This is a genomic window from Sinorhizobium sp. FG01 (assembly GCF_002531875.1).
Classification (GTDB): Bacteria; Pseudomonadota; Alphaproteobacteria; order Rhizobiales; family Rhizobiaceae; genus Sinorhizobium; species Sinorhizobium fredii_C.
In genome coordinates this window covers 12,090-31,782 of the sequence record NZ_NWTB01000013.1, presented here as the reverse complement: position 1 = coordinate 31,782, position 19,693 = coordinate 12,090, and the positions used below count along the sequence as shown (strand labels likewise).

The 19,693-nt window shown below is 59.9% G+C and carries 23 protein-coding genes and 3 pseudogenes; 18 read left to right on the top strand and 8 right to left on the bottom strand.

Annotated features, from left to right (window positions below):
• Positions 1–113 precede the first annotated feature (113 nt).
• Positions 114–709 (top strand): annotated as a pseudogene (locus CO656_RS21440) (tyrosine-type recombinase/integrase).
• 411 nt (positions 710–1,120) lie between these two features.
• On the opposite strand, the gene CO656_RS31300 reads toward CO656_RS21440, so the two are convergent.
• The 3 genes from CO656_RS31300 to CO656_RS30525 all read right to left on the bottom strand — a co-directional run bounded on the left by CO656_RS31300 (position 1,121) and on the right by CO656_RS30525 (position 2,262).
• Positions 1,121–1,516, bottom strand: a complete 396-nt coding sequence (locus CO656_RS31300) for a reverse transcriptase domain-containing protein (protein ID WP_202862272.1) — start codon at positions 1,514–1,516, stop codon at positions 1,121–1,123.
• Between the two features lie 20 nt (positions 1,517–1,536).
• Positions 1,537–1,980: a reverse transcriptase domain-containing protein gene (locus CO656_RS31295; protein ID WP_199773299.1), complete on the bottom strand. Its 444-nt coding sequence runs from the start codon at positions 1,978–1,980 to the stop codon at positions 1,537–1,539.
• A 75-nt stretch (positions 1,981–2,055) separates the two neighbouring features.
• Positions 2,056–2,262, bottom strand: a complete 207-nt coding sequence (locus CO656_RS30525; protein WP_199773300.1) for a hypothetical protein — start codon at positions 2,260–2,262, stop codon at positions 2,056–2,058.
• Between the two features lie 742 nt (positions 2,263–3,004).
• Between CO656_RS30525 and CO656_RS21430 the strand changes: the two genes are divergently transcribed.
• Genes CO656_RS21430 through CO656_RS21415 form a run of 4 tightly spaced genes read left to right on the top strand, consistent with a single transcriptional unit; the run spans position 3,005 to position 7,713 of the window.
• Positions 3,005–4,525 (top strand): ABC transporter substrate-binding protein, encoded by a 1,521-nt coding sequence (locus CO656_RS21430; protein WP_097527067.1) that lies wholly within the window; start codon positions 3,005–3,007, stop codon positions 4,523–4,525.
• A gap of 13 nt (positions 4,526–4,538) precedes the next feature.
• On the top strand, positions 4,539–5,477 hold the full coding sequence (locus CO656_RS21425) for an ABC transporter permease (protein WP_097527066.1): 939 nt from the start codon (positions 4,539–4,541) through the stop codon (positions 5,475–5,477).
• On the top strand, positions 5,474–6,298 hold the full coding sequence (locus CO656_RS21420; RefSeq protein ID WP_097527065.1) for an ABC transporter permease: 825 nt from the start codon (positions 5,474–5,476) through the stop codon (positions 6,296–6,298). Before CO656_RS21425 ends, CO656_RS21420 begins: the two co-directional genes overlap by 4 nt.
• A complete protein-coding gene (locus CO656_RS21415) occupies positions 6,295–7,713 on the top strand; it encodes an ATP-binding cassette domain-containing protein (protein WP_097527064.1) in 1,419 nt (472 codons plus the stop codon). The genes CO656_RS21420 and CO656_RS21415 overlap by 4 nt, the downstream gene beginning before the upstream one ends.
• A gap of 369 nt (positions 7,714–8,082) precedes the next feature.
• On the opposite strand, the gene CO656_RS21410 is transcribed toward CO656_RS21415, so the two are convergent.
• A complete protein-coding gene (locus CO656_RS21410; protein ID WP_337441762.1) occupies positions 8,083–8,430 on the bottom strand; it encodes a response regulator in 348 nt (115 codons plus the stop codon).
• A gap of 376 nt (positions 8,431–8,806) precedes the next feature.
• Here CO656_RS21410 and CO656_RS21405 point away from each other — a divergent pair, with 376 nt between their 5' ends.
• The gene (locus tag CO656_RS21405) at positions 8,807–9,340 is read left to right on the top strand and encodes a hypothetical protein (protein WP_103452574.1); all 534 of its coding nucleotides are present in this window, start codon (positions 8,807–8,809) and stop codon (positions 9,338–9,340) included.
• A 91-nt stretch (positions 9,341–9,431) separates the two neighbouring features.
• Positions 9,432–9,602: a Thivi_2564 family membrane protein gene (locus CO656_RS31415; RefSeq protein ID WP_097527061.1), complete on the top strand. Its 171-nt coding sequence runs from the start codon at positions 9,432–9,434 to the stop codon at positions 9,600–9,602.
• 177 nt (positions 9,603–9,779) lie between these two features.
• Here CO656_RS31415 and CO656_RS21395 read toward each other — a convergent pair.
• Positions 9,780–10,179 (bottom strand): annotated as a pseudogene (locus CO656_RS21395) (hypothetical protein).
• 589 nt (positions 10,180–10,768) lie between these two features.
• Between CO656_RS21395 and CO656_RS31410 the strand changes: the two are divergent.
• From CO656_RS31410 to nhaA, 6 genes and pseudogenes are all read left to right on the top strand, one after another.
• A pseudogene (locus CO656_RS31410) lies at positions 10,769–11,058 on the top strand (hypothetical protein); the annotation flags it as partial.
• 86 nt (positions 11,059–11,144) lie between these two features.
• Complete coding sequence (locus CO656_RS21385; RefSeq protein WP_337441761.1) at positions 11,145–11,393, top strand: hypothetical protein; 249 nt, start codon at positions 11,145–11,147, stop codon at positions 11,391–11,393.
• The gene (locus CO656_RS29805) at positions 11,390–11,656 is read left to right on the top strand and encodes a hypothetical protein (protein ID WP_083854339.1); all 267 of its coding nucleotides are present in this window, start codon (positions 11,390–11,392) and stop codon (positions 11,654–11,656) included. The genes CO656_RS21385 and CO656_RS29805 overlap by 4 nt, the downstream gene beginning before the upstream one ends.
• 2 nt (positions 11,657–11,658) lie before the next feature.
• Positions 11,659–11,952 (top strand): DUF1488 domain-containing protein, encoded by a 294-nt coding sequence (locus CO656_RS21380; protein WP_097527060.1) that lies wholly within the window; start codon positions 11,659–11,661, stop codon positions 11,950–11,952.
• Positions 11,946–12,758: a transglutaminase family protein gene (locus tag CO656_RS21375; protein ID WP_097527059.1), complete on the top strand. Its 813-nt coding sequence runs from the start codon at positions 11,946–11,948 to the stop codon at positions 12,756–12,758. Before CO656_RS21380 ends, CO656_RS21375 begins: the two co-directional genes overlap by 7 nt.
• Before the next feature lie 51 nt (positions 12,759–12,809).
• Positions 12,810–14,123 carry a Na+/H+ antiporter NhaA gene (gene nhaA, locus CO656_RS21370; protein WP_097527058.1) on the top strand — a complete coding sequence of 438 codons (1,314 nt, stop codon included), beginning with the start codon at positions 12,810–12,812 and terminating at the stop codon, positions 14,121–14,123.
• Between the two features lie 181 nt (positions 14,124–14,304).
• Here nhaA and CO656_RS21365 read toward each other — a convergent pair whose 3' ends face one another.
• From CO656_RS21365 to CO656_RS21355, 3 genes are all read right to left on the bottom strand, one after another.
• Positions 14,305–16,083 (bottom strand): SLC13 family permease, encoded by a 1,779-nt coding sequence (locus CO656_RS21365; RefSeq protein ID WP_097527057.1) that lies wholly within the window; start codon positions 16,081–16,083, stop codon positions 14,305–14,307.
• A gap of 162 nt (positions 16,084–16,245) precedes the next feature.
• On the bottom strand, positions 16,246–16,368 hold the full coding sequence (locus CO656_RS31290) for a hypothetical protein (protein ID WP_014761927.1): 123 nt from the start codon (positions 16,366–16,368) through the stop codon (positions 16,246–16,248).
• Between the two features lie 56 nt (positions 16,369–16,424).
• A complete protein-coding gene (locus CO656_RS21355; RefSeq protein WP_176536701.1) occupies positions 16,425–16,766 on the bottom strand; it encodes a hypothetical protein in 342 nt (113 codons plus the stop codon).
• A 486-nt stretch (positions 16,767–17,252) separates the two neighbouring features.
• Between CO656_RS21355 and CO656_RS21350 the strand changes: the two genes are divergently transcribed.
• From CO656_RS21350 to CO656_RS21330, 5 genes are all read left to right on the top strand, one after another.
• Positions 17,253–17,540: a hypothetical protein gene (locus CO656_RS21350; RefSeq protein WP_097527055.1), complete on the top strand. Its 288-nt coding sequence runs from the start codon at positions 17,253–17,255 to the stop codon at positions 17,538–17,540.
• 9 nt (positions 17,541–17,549) lie between these two features.
• Positions 17,550–17,762: a hypothetical protein gene (locus tag CO656_RS21345; RefSeq protein WP_097527054.1), complete on the top strand. Its 213-nt coding sequence runs from the start codon at positions 17,550–17,552 to the stop codon at positions 17,760–17,762.
• 51 nt (positions 17,763–17,813) lie between these two features.
• The gene (locus CO656_RS21340; RefSeq protein WP_097527053.1) at positions 17,814–18,050 is read left to right on the top strand and encodes a hypothetical protein; all 237 of its coding nucleotides are present in this window, start codon (positions 17,814–17,816) and stop codon (positions 18,048–18,050) included.
• A gap of 314 nt (positions 18,051–18,364) precedes the next feature.
• Complete coding sequence (locus CO656_RS21335) at positions 18,365–18,568, top strand: hypothetical protein (protein WP_083854341.1); 204 nt, start codon at positions 18,365–18,367, stop codon at positions 18,566–18,568.
• Between the two features lie 570 nt (positions 18,569–19,138).
• Positions 19,139–19,630 carry a hypothetical protein gene (locus tag CO656_RS21330; RefSeq protein ID WP_144353229.1) on the top strand — a complete coding sequence of 164 codons (492 nt, stop codon included), beginning with the start codon at positions 19,139–19,141 and terminating at the stop codon, positions 19,628–19,630.
• Positions 19,631–19,693: the final 63 nt, after the last annotated feature.

Here is a 19,693-nt window from a genome sequence, read left to right as displayed (position 1 = left end):
CGTTCATCGCCCCCGAGTGAACTTCCGCTCACCACCCGAAAGGTCACTTCCACGAGGATTATCATTGGGCGGCTTGACGGGTAAGCGCTGCGGCAGTGGAGGGGAGAAAAGCTATGTCTAGCTGGAACTCGGGCCGCATTATTGGTCAGAAGCCTCCGTTGAAGCCGAAGGAGGTCTGGGCCATCCGAACCCGCCTCCAAATGTCCGGTGCGGTACGCAACCTGCGCTGTTCAATCTCGCGATCGACAGCAAATTGCGAGCTTGTGATCTCGTCGCAATTTCAGTTGCCGATGTTGCGATTTCCGGAAGGGTTCGCGACCGCGCGATCATCATCCAACGGAAAACAGGCCGACCAGTGCAGTTCGAACTGACCGATCAAACGCGGGAGGCTATCGCTGCATGGATTGGAAGTCGCAGGCTCGGTGAACGGGATTATCTGTTTCCCAGCCGCGTGCAAGCAAAGCCGCACCTGTCGACGCGGCAATATGGCAGGATCGTCGAGCGCTGGGTGTCGAGCACCGGGCTTGATCCCGAACGTTACGGCACGCATTCGATGAGACGGACGAAGGCGGCGCACATTTACAAGAAGACAGGCAACTTGCGCGCCGTCCAGCTCTTGCTCGGCCATAAGAAGCTGGAGAGCACCGTGCAATACCTCGGAATAGAGGTGGACGACGCCTTAGCAATTTCTGAGCAAGTGGAACTCTAGTACTCAAGGGCGGCACTTCTCATCGAAGTGCCAACCCGTGAGCCCTGTTGAAGGCAAAAGATCGGTAGAGTCGAGGTGTGGCGCGGGTGGCTGTAGGTCGAGCCTATCTGTCCGCCCCTTTCGTCTGGCGGTGCCTTGGTGGCTCGACCGTGACTGCCGTTTCCACACCCCGCTCATCGAACCGGACATGCAGGTCTCCCGCATCCGGCTCTCGGACAAGATCTCACGCCTTCACCCACGGCACGCCCCGTCCAAGTCGGGTCAGACGTACCAGCCCATAGTGCTGGTAAAGGTGCGAGTCTGGATAGGACCCACCTCTCTTCCGTCTGGTCTTATGCTTGGAGCGCAGCCACCGGAGCAACCGCACTGCGGTATAGCTGTCGAGCAGCCGATACGCCTTGCTGGTGGTCCCTACCGAGAAGTAGTTCGCCAGCCGCGCAGCGTGCGGTTCAACTTTGCTATCAGCAGTGTGGTCTCTTGCCATGTACCCTTTCGGTCGGTCAGCGCGTGGACAGTCTCGACCGCGCGCCTGATGCTTTTCTTCGATGGCCGGTAGCCCAGGCGAGCGTGGCCGGTTATCGGAGAGTACATCCGTCCGAACGTGAAGCCCAGAAAGTCGAAGTCGCCCTCCGGCACCTTGCAGATGCGTGTCTTGTCCTCGTTCACCGTCAGCTTCAGCTTGTCCATGGTCATGCGCAGGCACTGGAGCGCCGCTTCCGCATTGCCCCTCCTGCACAGGATCACGAGGTCGTCGGCGTAGGTGACGAGCCGCGTGCCTAAGCTTTGCTCAAGCCGAGCTTCTTCCATCCCAGCACGAACCGACGCATTTAGAGGTTCGCCAGCAAGGGTGAGACGGGTGAGCCCTGCGGAATGCCGCGCCGCTTATCCCGCGCCTCCGTCGTTCGCGTCTTCCGGCCTCGATCATCGGTTTCTTCGACGGGACATTCCAGACACATCTTGATCAAGTGCAGCACCCGCCGATCAACGATCCGGCGCGCCAGCGACTTCATCAGTTCTGAATGCGGAACGCTCCCGAAGTAGTCCGCGAGGTCGGCGTCGACGACTTCAGGATGACCACGGAACAGCGTCTCCTCCACCTTGGTCACCGCCTGCTGGGCGTTGCGCCCGACACGGTAGGCATAGAGTTCCGGTGGAAGGTCGGCCTCAAAGATCGGTTCCAGCACCAGCATCGCTGCCGTCATGCAGACCCGATCTCGCACGGTCGAGATGCCCAGCGGCCTGAGTTTGCCGTTGGCCTTCGGTATGAACACGCGTCTGATTGGTTCCGGTCGGTAGGTCTCCTTTCTGAGCGCAAGCGCCAGTTCACCAAGCCACCGCTCTAGCCCTTACGCTTCGACGTCCGCAAAGTCGCGACCGTCTACCCCCGGTGCGCCCTTGTTCGAGCGGCACTGAGCATAGGCATGGGCCAGAACATCCTCGCGGCTGATCTTGTCGTACAGGGCGTAGAAGCGGTAGCCGGCTTCTGCCTTCGCTTTCGCGTGTAACGCCGTCTGCAGTTTCTGAACACTTGTCGGAGTTGATAGGTTTCCCAATCTCCGGTCCCTCTCCACTTGTTGCGCTCGTCTTGAACTGAGGCCCCTTCCCTCCACCGGCATTACCCGGCTTCTCCGGTACTACGAGCCTCTCCGCCACCCCAGGCCGCCCGGCCTGTCCCTCGCGGGCGTCCGGTTGGTCATCCCTGACCACGTCCTGGGGCTTCCCGTGTTGCGTGCGCTTTCCTTGTGTACATGCTGCCGCAACTACCCCGGTGCAGCAGATGGGCTCAAACGTCGCTCAAACTCACCCATCCATATCAGCCTTCCCCGCAAGGGTTGACGGGTCGGCCTGCACATCGACCTTTTCGAGGGTTGCTCGGCGTTCACTCGCGTTGCGGCCTGCACACTCGCGCGGTCACCAATTTCGTGACCCGCTAATCGAAGGCTTCAGACATGTCGTCTCCTCCATGCCTGCTCCGATTGATTCCCGGCTGGAGCGGTTGCCGGGTGCACTTGCACCCACTGGAAAGCGCCGCCTTGGCACGGCGCACACCCAGAGCGGTCGCCCGCCGATCACACATGGAAGGTCCTGTACTGGCACGCAGACTTCTTTGCCGAGCCGTGGAGCGCGGCGAGAAGTCACCGCTGCCTCCCGGCTTATGCGTGTCGCGTTCGTGACGCATCTATAATGTTATTACGTAACTTTCCATTTGACGAATGTAATAACGTAACCTATCGAGGGCGAGACACATGCACTCTGCATCCATCTTCGTCACGGAAAAAATGTTTGGAGGTCTGAATGCGCACACTGTTCGTGCTGCTCACTACGGTTGCACTCGGCGTCGCCGCGACGCTCAACCCGGCCCATGCCGAGGTGCTCAAGGTTGCCGGCCCATGGGAGATTACCGGCATTGATCCGGCCCAGACCGGCTATGTCTTCAGCCGATTGCAAGTCGCCGAAACTCTTGTGACCGCCAACCACAATGGCAAGATCGTGCCCGCGCTTGCGGATCGGTGGAGCGTCAGCGGCGACGGTCTGACATGGCGCTTTACGCTCCGCGAGAACGCGCGTTTTCATGACGGCACGCCCGTGACGGCGGAAACGGCCGCCGCCAGCCTGACGCGAGCTCTTGCGGGTGTCGGCGTGCTCTCACAAGCGCCGCTCGCCGAGATCACCAGTGAGGGGCGTGACGTGGTGATCCGGCTGACGAAACCATTCTCTGCCCTGCCCGCCTATCTCGTGCATTTCAGCACCATCGTGCTGGCACCCTCTTCATACGATGCGGCCGGCAAAGTCACGCAGATCGTCGGGTCCGGACCCTACAAGGTGAAGAGCCTTACCGCTCCGGCACGCCTGGAATTGCAGGCCTCCGGCGGGTGGTGGGGCGGCAAGCCCGCGATCGAGGAAGTCAGCTATCTCGCAGTGGGGCAAGGCGAGACCCGAGCGCTGATGGCGGAAAGCGGTGAAGCCGATCTGGTGTTTTCCATGCTGCCGGTTTCGGTTGATCGATTGAAAGCCAATCTGAAACTCGATGTGCAGATTGCCACCATTCCCCGCACGCGCGTTCTCAAGGTCAACGCGGCATCGCCTTTCTTCGACCAGGTCGAGGAGCGGCAGGCGATCAGCGCAGCGATCGACCGCGTTGGAATCACCAAGGTGATCCTACGCAACGCCGACCTTGCTGCAACCCAGCTTTTCCCGCCTGCGATGAAGGGCTGGAATTCCCGCGACATCCCGCCGCTCGTGCGGGACGTCGACCGGGCGAAGGAACTCTTGGCCGCGGCGGGCTGGAAAGCCGGAAGCGACGGTGTTCTGCAAAAGGATGGCAAGCGGTTCAGCGTGACGCTGCTGACCTATTCCAGTTGGCCCGAACTGCCGCCCATCGCCACGGCACTCCAGGCCCAGCTTCGACAAGTAGGAATAGAGGTGAAGGTATCCGTGGGTAACAGCTCGGAAATTCCCGCGCGCCATCAGGATGGAACATTGGAGATGGGACTGATCTCCCGGCTCTACTCCATCGTGCCGGACCCCGTTGGCACACTGCTCCAGGATTATGGTGCCGGTGGCAGCGACTGGGGTTCGATGGGATGGGACAACAAGGAAATCCAGAGCGTCGTCGAACAACTAGCGGCGACGAGCGATGCGGCGGCCCGCGCTCCGCTTCAGAGCCGGGCCCTGGAGATTCTGCAGCAAGAGCTGCCAAGCATCCCCATCACCTGGTCGGAGCTCGCCATTGTCTCGAACAAGAGGATCACCGGCGTCACGGTTGATCCGCTTGAAGTGAACTATGGCCTGTCCGCCATCCGTTGGGCGGAGTAACGGGGAGAGCGCGATGCGAAACTTCCTTCTTCCGCGCCTCGTCCAGGCGGTGCTGGTGGCCGTCGTGGTTGGGGCTCTGTGCTTCGTCCTCATGCGGGTGCTGCCGGGCGATGCCGCCATGCGCATTGCTGCCGGCCGCTACGGGCCGGATGCGCGGATTGCCGAAGCGGCAGAAAAAGTCAGGCTGGAGCTGGGCCTCGACCGCCCGATGGCGGCCCAGTTCCTCGAGTGGTTAGGCGACCTTCTGCGCCTTGACCTCGGACATTCGCTCGTTACGGGTTCGCCGGTGGTCCATGAGCTGCAGGTGCAGCTCGGCGCTTCCGTGTGGCTTGCCGCATCGGCGCTGGCGCTGTCGGTTCTCATCGGACCCGTCGTCGGGGCTTTCGCGGGGTTGAAGCCGGGGAGCGCCATTGACCGTCTGGGCCTCGCAGGTGCGGTGATCTTCCGCGCCATTCCGCCGTTTGTGCTCGGCCTCGTTCTGATGCTGATCTTTTCGAAGCAGCTCGGCTGGTTGCCGCCAGCCGGTTTTGGCTCGCCACGTGAGATCCTGCTGCCGGCACTGACGCTCGCTCTTGGGCTCGCCGCCATGTCGAGCCGGATCACGCGCAATTCGGTCGCTGCGGTCGTAAAAGCACCATACTTCGCCTTCGCCCGATACAAGGGACTGCAGGAATCGGTTGTCGTCCGCCGGCATGGACTTCGGAACGCCGCGATCCCCATCGTCTCTTATATCGGACTGCAGGCCGTCTACCTGGTCGAAGGGGTTGTCGTCGTGGAATCGCTCTTTGCCTATCCGGGCATCGGCCACGCCTTGGTCCACGCGGTCGTCGAACGGGACATTCCCATGGTCCAGGGGACGGCGCTGGTGATGGGACTGATGTTCGTCGTCATCGCCGCCATTGTCGACCTTCTGACGCATTGGCTCGATCCGCGCGTGAGGAGAACGGCATGAGTACGATCGGCGATCTGTCCTTTGCTCGGCCGAAAGGGCGACTGACCACGGGGCGCATGTTCGGCGCCGGCATTCTAAGCTTGGTCGGTGGCTTTGCGATCATCGGACCGGCCCTCATTCCTGCCGATCCTGCAGCGCAGGATTTTAGCGCCAGCCTCGCCCCGATCGGCGGCGACTTCTTGCTTGGAGCCGATCATTACGGCCGCAGCCTCCTCGCGCGCCTCGCCCACGGCGCCCGTCTTTCCTTCGGCCTCGCTTTCCTGACCATGCTCGCGGCCGCGGTCCCTGGCGTTCTGTTCGGTCTTGCCGCCGCGTGGAAAGGCGGCTGGACGGAGCGGTTTCTGGAACTGACGGCCACAATTGTGCTGGCACTACCCGGTCTGATGCTGGTGCTGCTGCTGCTAGCCTTCGCGCCCGGCAATTATGGTCCGCTGTTCCTGGGCATGTCGCTCACCCTTTGGGTCGAGTTCTACCGTGTGACAAAGGCGACGACGAAGACCGTCCTCGCGCAGCCGCATATTGAGGCGGCGCGCATGCTCGGCTTCGGCTCGCGCTACATCCTCGTCAATCTCGTTCTGCCGGTGATCGCACCGATGATCGGTACGCTTTCGGCCTTTGCCATGGCGACGGCCATCATCGCGGTGTCGACATTAAGCGCCATCAGCGTTGGCCTGCAGCCTCCCACGCCTGAACTCGGCAGCATGATCGTGGAGCTCTTGCCGTATTACGCCGAGGCGCCTGTGCATGTGCTGCTGCCGGCAGCGCTGATCTTCCTGCTGGTGCTTGGCCTTCAATCTCTCGCGCAGGGAGATCATCGATGAACATTCAAGCAACCCCGGATCTTTCGATCGCCGCCCTGTCGATCGATTCCCCGGCTGGCCGGATCGTATCCGATGTCTCCCTTGCGCTCGGACGGGGGCGAGCGCTAACGCTCCTTGGCGAGAGCGGATCGGGCAAGTCGCTCGTGGCGCAGGCGATCATGGGCAATTTGCCGCCAGGGCTGCGTGCGACGGGGCGCGCGGTCTTCAACGGGACGGACCTTCTTGCGGAGACGCCCGCCCAACGACGCCGCCGCTGGGGCCGGAACATTTGCCTGCTGCCGCAGGAGCCGTGGCTGGCGCTGGATCCGACCATGCGCGTCCTGCCGCAGGTGGCAGAAATACACCGCTTCGTCAAAGATAAGGATGTCACCCAAAGCGATGCGCTTGCAAGGGAGAACCTCGCCGGGGTTTCCCTCGCCAATGCGGAAGCGCTTTACCCCTTCCAGATGTCGGGCGGCATGGGACAGCGGGCAGCGATCGCGATGGCGCACGCCGCCGACAGCGAGCTTCTGATCGCGGACGAGCCGACGAAGGGCCTCGACACGGCGCTGCGGGACTCGGTGACGGCCCGCCTGAAACGAGAGGTCGAAGCGGGACGCTTGCTGCTGACCATCACCCATGACGTCGCCGTCGCGAGGGCAATCGGCGGCATGATCGGAGTCATGCTCGATGGCCGGCTGGTCGAATACGCTCCCACGGAAAAGCTGCTCCAAGCGCCCGAGCACGCCTATACGAGAGCGCTTCTCGCCGCCGAGCCGGCAGGGTGGGAACGGAAGGCGTCAACGGCTTCCGGTGAGGTCGTCCTTGCCGGACGCGGACTGGCAAAGCGTTATGGTAGCAGGACCCTGTTTTCCGATCTGGACATTACGGTCGCCGCCGGCGAGATCGTCTCGATCTTCGGGCCGAGCGGCTGCGGCAAAACGACGGTCGGCAATATCCTTCTTGGCCTGATCCGGCCTGAGGCCGGAGTGGTCGAGCGCAAGTCGGGGGTGTCGCGGCTCCGCTTTCAGAAGCTCTATCAGGATCCACCGGCCGCGTTCGCGCCCCATCAGACGATTCGCAAGGGGCTCACCGATCTGGCGCGCCTCCATGCCAAGGATTGGACAGCCGTCGAGGGGTTGCTGGACCGCGTGCGCCTGCCTAAGAATTTGCTCGATCGTCTGCCCAAAGAGGTCTCGGGCGGGGAGCTACAGCGCTTTGCGTTGCTGCGCGCCCTGCTGCTGGACCCGGCATTTCTGTTCGCGGACGAGGCGACGTCACGGCTCGATCCCGTCAGCCAGAAAGAGGTGATCACGTGCCTGCAGGACATCGTCAGGGAAACCGGCCTCGCTGTCCTTTTGGTCACCCACGACCGCGACATCGCCGAAAACATATCGACACGAATATTAGATATCGAGAACAATAGGACCATATAAAGCCGCTCATTCGACCGCCGGGCCGGCTGAGACAATTCAGCTCGAATGTCCCATGGAGCTGCAATGGCGGTCCAGGCAAGCTGCTTGGGCAGAAAAGAGAATGATCGCAAGCGGGGCCGGGGCAGCCGAGCTTCGGCTGTCCCCAAGGCGACGTAATCTGAACAGGACAGATCGACCCTTTGAGGTCATTCATTCACGGCCCTTGGAATTACCGGTGTTGGCCCCGAAGTGGACAGCGCTGCTCGTGAAAGTTTCCCGACAGGCGACCCATGGCCATCTGCTGGTGCTCGGCTGGACGTTAGGGAAGGCTGGCAATGGCTGCAAGCAAGATCGGGTGAGCCCGGCTTTTTTGTTGTGTGATGGAGTCCTTCACCTCGGCTGAACGGCTGTCCGGATCTGGGCCACAACGCGGGCAAGGAGGAGAGGTTTCATGATGAACCGACTTCCTTCGGGCAGTTCCTCCGGCGTCACCTTACGGCGACCCGAAACGACGAAAATCTTGATCGGTGGCCAGCGGTCATGAACACGCGCCGCCAGTTCCAGTCCGTCCATCGATCCAGGCATACAAACATCGGTCAACACCGCACGGAGGCCTGGATGCCCGGTGAGCAAGTCGATGGCTTCATCCGCGGTTGAAGCCTCATAAACTTCAAAGTCTTGCTCACGCAGAAACATCGCAAGATCGTATCGGAGGAGAAACTCGTCATCGACAACCAGGACGGAGATTTGATCGCTTGGGACGCGGTAAGGCCTTTCCTGGTTCCCAATCGCGTAACCGGCCCTGAGGCGTTATGTTCCTGAAGATCAAAAAATAAAATGCGTCCGCTGATTAGACAGGCGCCGAGTTCGCTTACAAGATTCTTCGCTTCACGGTCGGCGAGAGCGATAGGAGAATTGCCTGACAACCGCGGGAGGTTTCATGGCCTCGTATTCTGTTGCCTACTGGCGACCAATTTATGTGCCCTGAAGCTCGGCTAACGCTTCTCGTGATTGTCGGGGGAGCGGATTCATCTATTCTTCAGGTCAGCCTACGGCATCCGTTGGAACAAACCTCTTAGCTCAGCAGTTCGATCCACACCGAATGGAGCTTATGATGCGCTGGCGGTACCCCATAGCGTTTCTGGCCGCTGTTTCTCCGAGTTCGATCGCGCTCCCTGCCGGTGACGTTTCAGAGGCAGTCGAAGTATTCCAGCGGACGTGCCTTGCACAAAGTTCAAGCTTCGACGCGATCGCATCCGCCGCCGCGGCAGAGGGATGGAAACCTTTGCCAGAAGGCGACTTCGAGCGTCTCGCGCCTCTCGAGCACCTTGATTCCTCAAGTGGATGGATAGCCACTGATCGGGCCCTTCCGGAACCGGTTGTAATCGGCGTCACCAAGGCTCGACGGGACGGAAGGCCCGTCGAGACCTGCACCGTCGCCTTCATGAAGGTGCCTATTGAGCCATTTCTGAACGAATTTTCAGACAGTACCAATGCGGAGAAACTATCCGAAGAACCGGAAGGAACCTGGACTTCGAGGCTCTACATGCTGATTGCCGGGGACCGCAAACAGTTCGTCAAGCTTAAATACGCCCGTTCGCCCGATGGAAGTGGGCCAATGGCCGCGAGCTCAATCGCCGAGCGGTAGGATGCATTTCGGCGTGACATGCCTCCCGTTGTAGAACTCAGACGCATTTACCCGTCACTGCCGAAAGGCACTCCGCTCAAAGGGCCTGGGTATGACCATAATAAGCAGCATCATCATAAGCATCCTGATCACAGGCCTTGCCTTCCTGGTGCTGTACCTCGTGCAAAAACTTCCGATTGACTCAACAATGAAGCAGATGGCTCACGTCGTCGTTGTAGTCGTCGGCGTAGTTTCGTTGCTCAGCTATCTGGAGGTATTCTGAAATGCTCTGGGCTGCTCCTCCTCCTCTGGGCCGCAGTCCGGCCGGCACTTGAAATCGGAAGGGAACGTTTGGATCCGTATAGGCAGCGGCAACAGCACAGCATCCACTTGCGTAAAACACCTGAATAAAATTCGGGGAAGGGCCGATTGTTAGCCTGCTGAGCCGCTCCCGGGCGTGTTAGAGCAACTCATTCCGGTCCTTGGTCGCTTTTTGCCCGCCGCCTTGTGCCCCCCGAGTCATTGCCACTCCCGCCGCGAGTTTCGCTGCGCGCCGGTTTGCCGACTGCGCCGCCTTCATTATCCCATTCTTCCAGCGAATCCCTCATTCGCGCCACGGAAGCAGGATCCGGGCTGTCTACGTCGAAACCCGCAACGAATGCTTCGCTGATGATGGCATCCATCAGGTCTGGATCTGAAATATCCAGATCAGGAAAAATACGCCGCAGTGCGCCGAGGGCCTCAGAAGTCGCAAGCGGCCGGGCTTCCTTCTGACACACGCTCAGAAACGCGCTTATGGCCGCGCGCACCTCAGGCGATATCTCGCGGGAGTGCTTTCTCATCATCACCTCCCAGTCCATCAAGGCTCTCAATCTAAACGCTGCCTGCGTCTCGATGTTCCTGGTTGCTCGCGAACTGGCCGCGATCTGTGATCTTGCCGACCTTCAGACATAGGTTGGATCAGTTGGGCGGCGAACGGGAGGCATTCTCGCAGTCAAAACCGCGAATTGAGGGCGAATTTATAATTGAGACCTCCCCTTATATCAGCCGAAAACAACGAAGCCGAGCACCTTGTTTAAATCCGATTTGAGGCCCACATATAAGAAAGTCGTTAATTTGGCTGGACCAGCCAAAACGGCGCGGCGTCAAAGGCCCCGCCATTCACCACGAAACTTAATACGAACGCCTACGCCGACGGACCCGTAGTGTCGCTTCGTTCGACTCTGGCACCGGAATTCGAGCACCGACCACGGTCGTGTCGGCTTCGGGACCGCCTCTGTTCCCGCAGAGCGCCGCCAGGACCAGCCGCACCAAGCAGACGCCTCCCCGGTGTCTGGCAACGTCTATGCGCATTCATGCATATGCCTGCGGGGCGTGCCCGCATTGCATACATGATGTAGATCATCCGGCTGATCTCGAAGCCGCACTCCAAAAGGACTACAAACAATCGTGACCGCTACAAACATTCTGCAACGCAATGGCCGTCCGATCCTCCGCGACGCAGAAACACATCCTTTGAACGTCGGTCAAGCCGTTCGGGTGAAGGGCGGGTATCGGAGATCGGCTGTGCCGGTCTATCACATCACCGGTACGCTCCCGCCGAGCGGCGGTCGCCGCAATATCGCATTCGAAATGACGACGAACATCATGAACGGGTGACGACGCAGGACAGACTCGAGCCGGTGCGCATATCGTCTGCCGACGAAGGCCCTACTCTCATCGAAAAGACATTCGGCAAACAGATCAAGCCCGCTGCGAACGGCAGTCCGTCCCAGGACACGGGCAAAAAAAATGACTGTTATGACGCTTCTGTAGAACCAAGAGGATGGCGATGAATATCGTGATTGCGTTCTACCGTATCCGGGACGTGGACGACGCGCACGCGATCGTCGGCCGCGAATCCGCGGAAGCTGCCGATCTCGACGAGGCGATAGAGATTGCGCTGGAGCTTTTGAGGACGCTCGACATGCCGCAGCGTCCGGACGTCATGACCATCACCGACGGTGATGGGAGCACGATCCATTCAAGCAGGCTCGACACGATCGAAAGTCTTGATGAAAGGCCAACACCATGAACGCCCACCGCACTGAAATTGAAACCGGGCATGCACTTGCGATCAGCATCTGGGAAAATGAAGGTGGGACTTCAGCACCCGAGCTAATGGATGACCAATACGGCCGCCGCATCGAAGCCCATCGCCCCTTGGCGATCTATCACGTGTCCGCAGGCGCACCGGCGCCTGTCAACGGCAACCTTCGCAATATAGAGCGCCGGATAAAGCGGCTCAGCCTATCGCGCCCCCGCGCGGCAGCTTTGCGTGGAACAGAGGCACGCTGAGGATGACGCTTCTGTTTCCGAATCCGAGTCGCAGCCTCGATGAAAAGCGAAACGCCGTTCGATTCATCGGCCATGACGGTATGTTCGAGGTGCGGTTTTTCGTCGAGGCCGATGCGCTCGTGATATCGGATGCTGAATTGGGCAGGTCGGAAATCTCGGAATCGAAGCTCCTTTCTGCTTTTGATGCGTTGCGGCTGTCCATCTACGATGTCGCACGCACGGCCTATTTCAGTGGCCGCCCTGATTCCTACACGCTGACCGCCGCCGATTTCCGCAAGGATGGATCGAGATGCTGATCCGCTATGGTTATGAGATCACGTTGAACTTCCAGCAACCGACCGCGTTGGTATGCCTGCTGTCGGTCCACGAGGATCGCGCGGCCGATATCCGGGTTCCTGAAACAACATTCACTGCTCCCGATGTGCCGACGTCGACCTATCGCGATCTCTTCGGCAACCGCTGCCGGCGGCTTGTCGCACCGGCGGGTGACCTGACGATATGGGGCGATGCCACGATCTCGGACGACGGCAAACCGGACAAAGTGCTGCCAGCCGCCCAGGAACTCCCGGTGCCGGAGTTGCCGGACGATTGCCTCGCCTATCTCATGGGCAGCCGCTATTGCGAGACCGACCGTCTCAGCCAGAGCGCTTGGGACAGGTTCGGCGCGGTCGCGCCCGGTTGGGGGCGTGTGCAAGCTATCTGCGATTTCGTGCATGACCATATTCGCTTCGACTACACGCAGGCCCGGTCGACGCGGACGGCCTTCGAAGTCTTTCATGAGCGCGTTGGTGTCTGCCGCGACTTCGCACATCTTGCGGTCACACTTTGCCGCTGCCTCAACATTCCTGCACGCTATATCAACGGTCATCTCGGCGATATCGGCGTCCAGGTCGTCGACCCGATGGATTTCAGTGCCTGGATCGAGGTCTTCCTGGACGATGGATGGCACACGTTTGATCCGCGCAACAATACGCCGCGTGTCGGCAGGATCGTGGTTGCGCGCGGCCGTGACGCGGCCGATGTCCCCCTCATCAACTCGTTCGGGCCGCACGTCTTGAAGTCGTTCCGGGTGTGGACTTATGAGGTGTCGGCCTTGCAATAGCGGCATGGAACATGGGCCAGCCAGGATCGAAACGCAGGAGCCATTCCCGGCATGAACGACAGTCTCTCACGGCTTCCCCAGGAACCGGCAGATCGGCTTACCAAGCCGTTCATGCAATTCCTCCGCATCGAGGCTACGGCGGGCATTGTCCTCTTGCTCAGCACGCTCTTGGCGCTCAGCCTTGCGAACACCGCGTGGTCGACGTCATTTCTCGCCTTGTGGGAGATGCCTGCGGGCATCAGAGTTGGCGACATTCAGATCTCCCGTTCGCTGAAGCACTGGATCAACGACGGTCTGATGACGCTCTTTTTCTTCGTCATCGCCCTTGAGCTAAAGCGCGAGCTGGTGCTGGGGGAGTTACGCAACCCGCGTATGGCCGCTCTCCCAGTCGCCGCTGCTTTCGGCGGGATGGCGGTGCCGGCCGGTCTGTTCTCGCTGCTTGTCGGCGGCGGGCCGGGTGCGAGCGGCTGGACCACCGTGATGTCCACCGATACGGCCTTCGTCATCGGGTGCCTTGCCGTGCTCGGTTCGCGCATACCAGGGAGCTTGCGGCTCTTCCTGCTCTCTCTCGCGATCTTCGACGATGTCGGCGCCATCCTGGTCGTGGCGATCGGCTATGGCGACGCCTTGAATTGGGCCGCACTTGGTACCGCCGGCCTCGGACTTGCCGTCGTCGCAGCTATCGCGCGTCTGGGCATCCGCAGCATTCCGGTCTATTTCGCAATAGGTGGTGGCATCTGGCTGGCATTCGACGCATCGGGCGTTCACGCGACGCTCACCGGAGTTGTTCTTGGATTGATGACGCCGGCGCGGAGTTGGGTGAGCGACGCCCGCCTCCATGCGATACTCGACCGGGTGAGCGCCCATCCGCCCGGCGATCATTCGAGCCGCGACACGGCGGCACGCAGCGACCTTCATCGGGCAGGCGTCGCGACGCGCGAAGCACTGTCGCCGATCGAGCGTCTCGAGATGGCTCTCCATCCCTGGGTCGCCTTCGTGATCATGCCGTTTTTTGCCCTCTCTAACGCGGGCGTTCCGATAGGAGACGCAAACTTCGACATTCCCCTCACGATCGCAATTTTCGCCGCCTTCGTGGTCGGCAAGCCCGCTGGCATTGTGCTCTTGAGTTTCCTCGCCGTGAAACTGCGCCTCGCGACTCGTCCAGACGAGCTACCCTGGAGCCTATTGGCAGCCGGTAGCTTGCTGACCGGGATCGGCTTCACCATGGCTCTGTTCATTGCCGAACTTGCTTTCGAGCCCCAGCTTCTGAACTCCGTCAAACTTGGTGTTCTCGGCGCTTCCGTCATCTCGGCAACCCTCGGTCTTCTGGCGTTGACCTGGCTGACGTCTCCTGGCAGGCGATAGTCCAGATCGCTCCGTCGGCCGCCATAGCGTAGAGCCTCCCCACCCTGCGTTCCAACCGGTCGCAGGGTGTCATGATCAGGACCAGCAGGGCCGCAGTAAAATGCCGATCCACATCGCTAGTCTGGATCGGCACCGGCCAGCCCTCAATCGCGCAACAGGCGCGGTGCAGCGGTGCTTTGCCCTAAACTGGCGGCCAAAACCACAGGACCAAAGGCACACCCAGCACGAGCACAATGAACGAGAGCGGCAGCCCCAACCTCCAATAGTCGCCGAAGCGATAACCGCCCGGACCCAGCACCAAGGTGTTGCACTGGTGTCCGACAGGCGTGAGAAAATCGCAGGCCGCACCCACCGCGACTGCCATCAGAAAGGCGTCCGGATTGTAGCCAAGGCGCTGAGCAAGGGTAACAGCAATCGGGGCAACGACGAGAACGGTGGCTGCATTGTTCAAAAACGGCGTTGCGGCCATTGCGACCACCATGATCATTGCAAGCGCGCCGTAGAGGGACAAAGTGCTAGCAAGTTGAGCGAGGCCGCCGGCGATTAGGTCGGCACCACCGGTCGTCCGGATTGACTCGCTGACCGGAACGAGAGCGCCGAGCATGATCAGGATCGGCCAGTCGATGGCTTCGTAAGCTTCCCGGAGCGAAAGTGACCCGAGAAGTACCGTCAGGACCGCAGCCGTAAAGAAAGCCGTTGCGACAGGCAACAGACCCAGAGCGGTTAGCACCATGGCACCAGCCAGCACCAGCACCGGAACCAGGCCCTTTCGCGGATTTCCCAAGCGAATTTCACGCTCGGCCAAGGGAAGAAGACCGAGTTCCACCAGTTTTGTGGGGAGAAGTACGAGATCGCCCTTCAAAACGAGAACGTCGCCTGGTCTTAATGCGATGTCGCGCAATCGCTCGGTGAAGCGCTGGCTGCTTCGGCTCACTGCGAGCAGATTGATGTTGAAGCGATCATGCAGCGCCAAGCGCTTGGCGGTTTGCCCGATCAAGGCCGATTTCGGGCCGATCACCACCTCAATTCCCGCAATCTCCTCATCTACTCCCTTCGCTTCCGTCGGACGGTCGTGCCCCTCCAGTTCCAGACGCGTGCGCCTGATGGCTCGCTCCAGCGCCTGAGGGTCTCCTTCCAACAGAACGATATCGTCCTGACGAAGGACAATATCCGGCAGTGGAATCATACGTTCGACCTGATTGCGAATAAGGCCTGTGACCAGGACCTCGTCGTCCAACAAGGCTGACAGGTGACTGATCGACTTGCCGACGACGGAGGAAGAGGCAGTGATGCGAGCCTCGGTCATGTAGTCCTTGATGTTCAGCGCCTTCTCCATTGACGGGACCGCCTCACGCTCCCCGGGGAGCAGCCGATAGCCAAACGCCAGAAAGACTACTCCGGCCGCGGCGAGACCTATGCCGACAGGGGTGAAATCGAACATGTTGAAGGGGCGGCCCGTCAGCTCCTCGCGCATTCGGGACACGACGACATTCGGTGATGTCCCAACGAGGGTCGTGAGCCCGCCAAGCAGGGAACCGAACGCCATCGGCATGAGAAAAGACGAAGGGGAAGCTTTCGACCGGCGCGCCATCTGGAACGCGACTGGGATCATCATCGCCAGCGCGCCGATGTTCTTGATGAAGACGGACAGAACCGAGACGGTCGTCACGAGAATAACAACCTGGCCCTGTACAGAGGTGACGCTCGGGGCCACCCGATGGAGAAACGCCTCTATGACACCACTGCGCTCGATGGCGGCACTGACGACGAGCGCGCTGGCAACAATGATGACAATGTCATCCCCGAAGCCGGAGAACGCTGCCTTATGCGGCACGATGCCGGTGAAAACTGCGGCAAGCAACGCGAGAACCGCAATGAGGTCGTAACGGAGCCGTCCCCATATGAAAGCGACCATTAGGCCGATCAGAATGGCGAAGGCGAAACCCTGAGCCTGTGTCATGGATAAAATGCCGACCAACTCTTCCCAATGTCAGGTCCATTTTACTCGCCTGAAGGAGCTAATGTCGGGGTAACTTACCAGGTTCATTCGACAGCGCGGCACTCCCAAAGTCCGTCCAGACTTTTGGAGCTTCGTAGTGCGGATGCGCGCATGATCAGAAGACTACAGGATGCCTCCGAACAGGACGGAATAGACAATCACGGCAATCGCCAGAGTAAAGGCAAGCGATACGAACAGGCGCGTGAAATCGTAGGTATAGAAGCGGGCGGGAATGAGATTTTTCATTGCCATTTCCTAAGTTTCGTTTGTCGGAATACCCAAAGCGCCGCGTCCGCTGCGCTTCAAGATAAAGTGCGACTGCAACTCGTGCTGACCCTGCCGAGGATGTCCGCGGGAACTTGGATATCGGTCATAATGGTTGCTACGAGTTCGTCGCGCTTCGCACGATTGTCGTAGCCCTTCAGTGTTGCGAGGTCGGTGCTGCTGGCAGATGCCATTCGCCCTGCCGCACTTGAACAGATGCCCGCAAGGGCAGCCACTCTGGCCTCCTCGACCGCTTGGGTGCTGGCAGTGGTGGTGGTAATCCATCCAGCATTGAAGCCGATGATCGGCGCCGCGAAAAGTCCGACGAACAGACCGATCACGTAGGGCTTTGTCCGCTCGAGGATTTGATCGAATGTCATGATTTCATTCCCTTTAATCAGGTTGATTATCGGGATCGTTGCAGGCCCGTGCTCGGACCAGGAGCCAATGGCAATCCAGATTTTTTACGGTGCGCCATAAAATAGGTAAAGTAAACAACTAATTTAGCTCCTCATTAACAAATACGTTTCAGCCGGTGTTCGTAGAAAATTTTGGCATCCATACGCAAAATAGCGCCGCGTCTGGCACGCCTGTATTTAGAGAATTCGAATTTTATTTTCTGCGGAAACTGCTTTCATCTCAAAAATACACGGTAATGCCACAATTAATGGATAGAGCTTCTTACTTGCCTTTTTTGCTTCATCAGAGGCACGAAACCAAGGTCACCGCTCCGCATATCCACAGTCCGGGCCGCCAATTTCGGCCTTGCTCCAATGCGGCAGTACAGAGCGGAGCGGTGCGCGCTCAAGTGCGCCAAACGGGCGGTTTAATCTCACGACGACGAAGCCACGGAACAGGAGGGCAGCATGTTTGCCCGGACGACGCATCGAACGGTCCATTTTGACCAACCGTTCTGGTTGCCAGACCTCGGTGAAATGGTCCCGGCTGGCGACTACGAGGTCGATGAGGACGAGGAATTGATCGAAGGCATCTCCTGGCTCGCCTATCGCCGTGTGGCGACCTTTATCAAGCTACCAGCCACGGCCGAGAACAAATACCGAATGCGGCTGATAGCGATCGATCCTGAGGAGCTTGAACGCCTGACGGCAGTCGATCGCAACGAAGCCGCGATCTTCCCGTCACTTTCACCATAGGCAACACCCATGCGCCATCATCTATTCCCGATCGGTCTGTCAGTGCGGCTTAAGGATCGCGCAAATATTTCCCCTCGTGCGGCGGAAACCTATCAGATCACCGCCAAACTCCCTCTGAGAGACAATTCGCCTCAGTATCGCATGCGCAATAATGAACTCGGCCAAGAGCGCGTGAGCAACGAAGATAGTCTGGAGCCGATTGACGGGCTGAACATCGGATAACTGATCAGCGTTCAGTCGTCGCGCAGGCGACTGCGGGGAGGAGAGCTGCAGATGAAAAGCAAACACGAAGAACACGCGCTCGCCCTCAGCACATGGGAATCCGAAGGGCGCGCGCCGAACCGATCCGGACAGCGCGATGAGTATGGCCGCCGTTTCGATGGCGACGGAACGTATACGATCTATCACCTCTTCACCGGAGAGACTGCAGAGATCGGCTCATGGAAGATGGAAGGGCTCAACCCTAAAAATGCAGCGCGAGCGCTGCGTATTCTCAATACCCCAAGCTAGCCGTGATCGTGCACCTGTCGAACAGCACCAGCCGGGCTGCCCTCGCAGGGCACACCGCGCGGGTCAAGAATATCAACACGCCTTTGCGCCGCACCGACATACTCGGCGTGACATTGCCGGGTACGTCGGAACAACTGTCACCACAGCTCACGTGCCACCAGGCGATCAAGCCGGTCCGCGCAGCGGGCCGAGGCATGCCCGCAAGACCACGAAGCCGATATTCCTCGCGTTGTCACATTCGGCTAAACGAACCGCCACACAGATACTCTAGTGGCGCGATAGCGCGGCGTCTAAGGGCGCGCTAAAATGCCAGCATGACCCAGCGATACGAATTGCATGATGACAGCAACGGCTTGTGGAGCGTGATTGATCGCTTCACCGGCTGGCCTGCTCGATGGCGAGGCATATCGCAGACCGGTCTCGACTATTTCGATGCGGACGATCTAACTGACTTGCTTAATCTGCTGGACGAACGCAGACGAGCGAAAGGCAGGCCGGAAAGCGACGGCCTAGAGTGATCGGAAACGCCGCGTTGCACAATCCAATAGAACGAAAACAGTAGCTGGTCGGTCCTTGATAGCGAAACGGGCGGGCCTGCCGGCACGCGCAGTGCGGCGACAGCGGCCTGCGTGGGAGCATGGCCCGCGCCTTAGGGGCATGAACCGGATTGACTTCGTCAGCATGGACACAAAGCAATAGCGATGGGCCAGGGCGATCTGGTCCCCAGCGTACTTGCCTTAATAACCTGCCCGATTTAGCGTGCCCCTGGCCGCAATACCTGCTGAGCTGGCCAGGGACCGATATGGTTGTACCGATCGACAGAAGAAGCTGCCGATCGACCACCTCGGCGGGAATGTCTGTACGAATAGCAAGACCATCAGCCGCTTCGAACTCGAGGAACGGGTCGTGTCGGCCGTGCCCGACAATCTCCGCGGAGCTGACAATCTCGACCGGATCAACCGCGACACAAGGCCGCGGTTGCACGCGGTCAGCAACGAGCGACGGCGGAATCAGAACGGCTGCGAACCGAGATCAGCACGATTGAGACGAAGCAGAAAGCAATCGGCGAGAAGATCGCCGAACGTCTGATGACCGGGCAGGCTGCCATCCCGGCCCTGGACCACATGCTCGATGAACTGGAACAGCAGCGCCTGACGCTGGCCAGGCAATTGGATATCCTTCCGGCGACTTCAGGGCCTGTCGCGACGCCGCCGCTCAATGGCGGCCTGCTCAGAAGCGCGATCCCGGCGGTCAGAACCATGCTGTCGACGCGAGAGGATGCATTCGACGAGAGCTGGATATCGATCGCCCGCCAGCTGGTTCAGAAAGTGGTCATCGCACCATCCGCCGACGGCAAATCGGCGGAGCTGACCATCCATGGCCGCCTCGCAGCCATCCTGGCCGCGCAGGAAGCCTGGCGTGAAGTTTCACGGGAATTGCGGGATCAGCAATCGGCGGAGTACGTCCGCATGCGTTCAGCGGGCGCGTTCAAGTCGCTGGCCGACAAAACAAAATTCCTCCTTCAGCGGGGGTTGCGCGGGGAGGCGAACGCAAAAAGGCCCGCGCTTGGCGGGGCCTGAAGCCACGGAGACTTGTAAATTTCCAAGCCTCGGGGTGGCTTTACGGCGAGAATTTCTGCTTCG